The sequence below is a fragment of the Streptomyces sp. MnatMP-M17 genome (assembly GCF_900091995.1).
Lineage (GTDB): Bacteria > Actinomycetota > Actinomycetes > Streptomycetales > Streptomycetaceae > Streptomyces.
Map to the genome: position 1 here is coordinate 1 of NZ_FMDK01001114.1, position 4,646 is coordinate 4,646.

The 4,646-nt window shown below is 71.8% G+C and carries 4 protein-coding genes; all 4 read right to left on the reverse strand.

Annotated elements, in window-relative coordinates; genetic code table 11:
* Nucleotides 1–531, reverse strand: a 531-nt coding sequence (locus tag GA0115259_RS43015; RefSeq protein ID WP_237540759.1) for a hypothetical protein, incomplete at its 3' end; no start/stop codon positions are given.
* Complete coding sequence (locus tag GA0115259_RS36720) at nt 528–2,468, reverse strand: hypothetical protein (RefSeq protein ID WP_202450679.1); 1,941 nt, start codon at nt 2,466–2,468, stop codon at nt 528–530. The genes GA0115259_RS43015 and GA0115259_RS36720, both read right to left, overlap by 4 nt.
* A gap of 195 nt (nt 2,469–2,663) precedes the next feature.
* Nucleotides 2,664–3,536, reverse strand: coding sequence for a polysaccharide deacetylase family protein (locus tag GA0115259_RS36725; protein WP_237540760.1), 873 nt, complete (start codon nt 3,534–3,536; stop codon nt 2,664–2,666).
* On the reverse strand, nt 3,533–4,646 hold a 1,114-nt coding region (locus tag GA0115259_RS36730), incomplete at its 5' end, for a glycosyltransferase family 2 protein (RefSeq protein WP_093604828.1). The genes GA0115259_RS36730 and GA0115259_RS36725, both read right to left, overlap by 4 nt.

Here is a 4,646-nt window from a genome sequence, read left to right on the forward strand (position 1 = left end):
TAGGCTCGCGGCCTCCCGGGTCGCGGCGGGCAGCGGTACGGCGGGCAGCGGCGCCACGACCGTGCAGAAGGCGGCGAGCGAGGCCAGGAAGAGCGTGACCGAGTAGCCCTCCACCAGAAAGAGCGCGGTCGCGGTGAGCGCGGCGAGGGACAGGCTCAAGGGCGCGGCGAGTGCCACCGTCTCCAGCCGGGCGCCGGGCAGGGTGTGCGCGGCGGGCCTGGGCAGGAGCAGCGCGAATCCGGGACCGAGGGTGACGAAGAGCAGGACAGGGAGCCAGCGCAACGGGGAGCCGCCGGGCAGGGCCGTGGCGGCGAGCGCCACCCATCCGGAGAGGGCGAGGGCCGCTCTGAGCCAGGGCCGCGCAGGGAGCCGTCGTGGTGCCCGGGTACGGATGGGTTCCTGTGCCTGATCCGGCACCTGTGCCTGGTCCGGTTCCTGCATCTGCGCTGGTTCTTCTGCCTGGTCCGGTGCCCGCGAGTCGGCCGGCTTCTCGGTGTCCGTCACGGCGACTGCCTCCTCCTCGTGCGTCATCGGTCAGCCGTAGCCGTAGCTGTGGTGGCGGCGGTGGTCGCGGTGGGATCCGGTATGTGCTCCAGTACGAGCCCGTGCTCGTTCTCCTCCACCACCCGGAACAGCGGCGAGGCCTTCAGCGCCGCGCTCATCCGGGCGAAGCCGCCGGGCGGCAGATATCCCTCGCCCCCCGTGGCCCTCTCCTGGGTCCACGTGAGGATGACATAGGCCGGCCGCCCGTCCGGAATGCCCGCGTCGAGATATCCGGCCGGATCCCTGAGCATCTTCAGGTTCTCCGGCACTTCCTGTTCGGTGAAGAACCAGCGCTCGTAGTGGTCGTAGCGGTAGTAGGCACCGGCGAACGAACCGGTGGTGGCCAGGATCAGCGCGCCGTCCGGAGCACGGTCATAGGCCCGTCTGACCAGCGCGGTCTCCGCCGGAGGCGCGTACTGCATGGCCTCCTTGCCGTAGTACGACGGCAGGAAGCCCGCCAGCAGGGCGACCAGCGCCACGGGCAGCGCCACCGCACCGGTCCTGCGGGCCAGTTGCCGTGCCCTGCCGGTCCAGGCGACGGCGGGGACCAGGGCCGCCGCGGCGAAGAACGCCGTGCCGGGCAGCCCGAACAGATAGACGCGGAAGAGCATTTCGCCGCCGTAGTCATTGACGGCGAAGAGCGGTACGGGCGCGGCGGCGGCCAGCAGCAGCGGCAGGGCGCTCCTGGTCAGCGCGCGCCGCAGCAGCACGGCCACGGCGGCCAGTACGCCGAGCACGGCCACCATCAGGATGTTGGCGCTACCGACCAGCTCGGGTCCGGGACCGGTCGGCTCACCGGCGAACCCCGCGCGGGAGTTGCTCAGCAGATCGCCGGCCGTGTCGCGCAGTGTGCCGAGCGTGTCCAGGAACAGCACGCGGCCCATCGTCAGATCCCAGACGAGCATGATGACGCCGGTGACCACGAGCAGCCCGAGATTGCGGTAGCGCCGGGTGAGACAGAGGGCCATCAGCGTCATCCCGAGCATGACCGGAGTGAGCTGATGCGAGGCGTTGACGGCCGCGAGGAGCGGAGCGAGCAGTGCCACACCGATCGCCCGCTGCCGGAGGCCGGTGGGCGGTGGCACGGAGGCCGCGGCCGGATCCAGAGACGACCGGTCGCGCAGCCGCCCGGCGGATCCCGGCCGTACGAAATGCCGTACGACCACGGCGAACACGGTCAGGAAGAGCAGATAGGCGAAGCCCTGCGGCGAGAGATAGTCCTGTCCGACCCAGTTGGCGAGCTGGAAGATCCAGACCGCGGTCCACACCAGGCGCCAGTCGTCGCTGAAGGTGCGGTAGATCAGCACCAGGACCGGCATCGTCAGCAGACCGAATGCGACGGGCGCCCAGTTGGTGTACACCGCCGCGCCCTCCACGCCGAAGGCACGGACCAGCGCTGCGTTGAGCGAGAAGAAGCCGGGCCACTGGTCGTACGCGGACATGCCGCCGGAGAGTTCGACGGTGGGATGTACGGTCCCTTCGGCCAGCAGCCGGGCGATAACTGCGTCGTGCTTGGACGCCCAGGCATAGCGGACCGAGTCGTAGAGCAGGGCGGGCGGCGCCTTGAGCGCCACGAGCAGAGTGACGCAGTAGGTCAGCGGCCACCAGGGGGCGGTGCCCGCGCGGCGCAGACTGACCAGAAAGCCGGCCGTCAGCACCAGCAGCGCGGCGTAGAAGGCGATCGGGAACCGGTCGAGAAGCCCGAAGTCGCCCATGCCGTGGAAGTCGATCCGGGGTAACGACCAGCTCCACAGGGCCGCAGCGACCACCAACGGCAGCCAGATAAGGAGCAGTTGAGGACGGAGCAGGGCCGCCGTCGGGCGGCCCGGTCCACGACGGCGTGAGGGAAGGCGTGAGGGAACGGGCTTCTGTGCCTGGGCGTCCGACGGAGCGTCCGAGGCGGGCGCGGGCGCGGTCTCAGGCATGGGCGTACGCGCGGACCCGGCTGTGGGACCGGGCGCCGGATCGGTCTCGGGCTCGGGCGGTGGCTCGCTGCTCCCCTGGACCGGCGTGGGCACAGGCTGCTGCACAGTGCGACTCCCCCCACAGATGTGGTCGCGGCCGTCACGCCGCTGTCCCTGAAGCGAAGTATAGGAACTCTCAACGCGTTTGTTTCGGTTCTAACCGGCGAACTCGGGCCCCCGTATCCGGGCCCGCGCGCCTCGGTACAGCCGCCATCCCAGCGTGCGCGGCGAGTCGGGGAAGGGCGCGGTCCTGGCCCGCTCGCCGTCGGCCGGACCGCCCGCCATCCAGGACGCCACGTCCGCCGCGGTGTGCGTACGGCGCACGATGAGCCGGGAGATGCGGTACGTCTCGTCCCGGGCCGAGCTGTGCGCATGGCGTACGGCGACGGCGGAGGCGTATCCGGCGCGCGCGGCGGCCCGGCGCACGGCGCGGCTGTTGTAGCCGTGCGGATAGGCGAGATGCGCGACCTCATGGCCGAGTGTGTCCTCCAACGCGCCTTTCGCATCGCGCAGTTCACGATGGAGGTCGGCAGGGCGGAGAGTGTCGAGCTGGGCATGGGTGACGGTGTGGGCGCCCACCTCCATGCCGTACCGCTCCAGCTCCGGTGCCTGGGCGAGCGTCATCATCGGTGCGGGCGGCAGCAGACTGGTCAGGCCCGGCGTGATCGCTCCGGTGGTCAGATACGCGGTGGCGGGCAGGGACCGGACGGCGAGCGCCTCGGCCGTCGGTCCCGGGAGATCGGCGAAGCCGTCGTCAAAGGTGAGCGCTACGGGCCGCGCCGGCACGGGCACCTCGGTCGCCGCCCCCGCCGCCTCCGCCTCCCCCACCGCCTCAGCCCCCGTCCTCGCCCTCGCACGGCCGGTGAGGGTGCCGATCGTGACGGGAGTACGGCCGCTGGCGAGGACGGCGTCCAGATGGGCGGCGAAGTCCCTTGGCGTGACGGTGAATTCGGCGATCCAGGCAGGCGGGTCGTCCATCACGGCGTGATAGAGGAGGACGGGAATGGGCGCGGGCGGACTGTTGCTCATGACCGCCTCCAGACTGCCCGACGGCGGATCCGTGGCTCGCCAAGTGCCTCACCGCGCGCCTGACGGCGTACCCGTACGCGCGCCTTCAGATAGCCGAGCGGGCCGTACAGCATCCCTCGGCGCTCCAGCCGGGAGAGATCACGCGGCCAGGGATGGGCCCGCGCGCCATGGGTCCCGGGCGCAGGCTCCCCGGCCGGATCCGGGCGGTGCGCCGTGATCGCGCGGGCGTGGGCGAGACCGCGCGGCAGTTTGGCGAGCAGCGCGGGCAGCAGTGCCGGGCGGCGGACCAGGATCGCGGTGAGATAGGCGGTCAGGCCCGCGCCGTATCCGTACGCCTGGTTCCGCAGGTCCTGCCAGGTCTCGCGATGGTGGTGCCAGACGAGCGCCTCCGGTGCGTAACGGAGCCGGTGGCCCGCGGCCAGGATCCGTACGAAGGCGTAGAGGTCGTCGCCGCCCTTGGCGGGAGTGCCGGTGCCGGTGGCGGGATCGAAGCCGCCCACGGCCCGCAGCGCCTCGGCGCGGAACGCCATATTGGCGCCGGAGCCGAAGCTGCCCGCGGTGAACGGGAACAGCGGCTCGTCGGCGGGCGGACTCGCCGGATCGTACAGCCGGGGCTCGAAGCCCTTGGCGAAGCCGCCGTGGCTCTCCAGCAGGATCTGCGCGGAGGTGGTCAGCCGGGCGGGGAGGATCAGTCCGGTGACACAGCCGAGGCCGGGATCGGCCGCGAAGGGCGTGGTGAGCGCGGTGAGCCAGTGCGGATCGGCGATCACATCGTCGTCGGTGAAGGCGATGACCGTGCCGTCGGCGGCGGCGACACCGCTGTTGTGCGCGACGGCCAGACCGGGACACCGCTCCTGAACATAGTCGACGCGGCCGGCGTAACGGGACTCGACAAGATCGTGCGTGGCGGTCGTGACGGGAGCGTTGTCCACGACGAGGACACGGAAGTCCGGATGGTCCTGCGCGAGAAGCGAGTCGAGCGCACGGGCGAGCTGTCCGGCGCGCTCACGGGTGGCGACGACGACGGTGGTACGAGGAGGCGCGGCGAGCGCGGGCGCGGGCGGCTCGGGCGCGGGCGCTTCGGGCGCGGGCGGCTCGTACGGGCCCTTC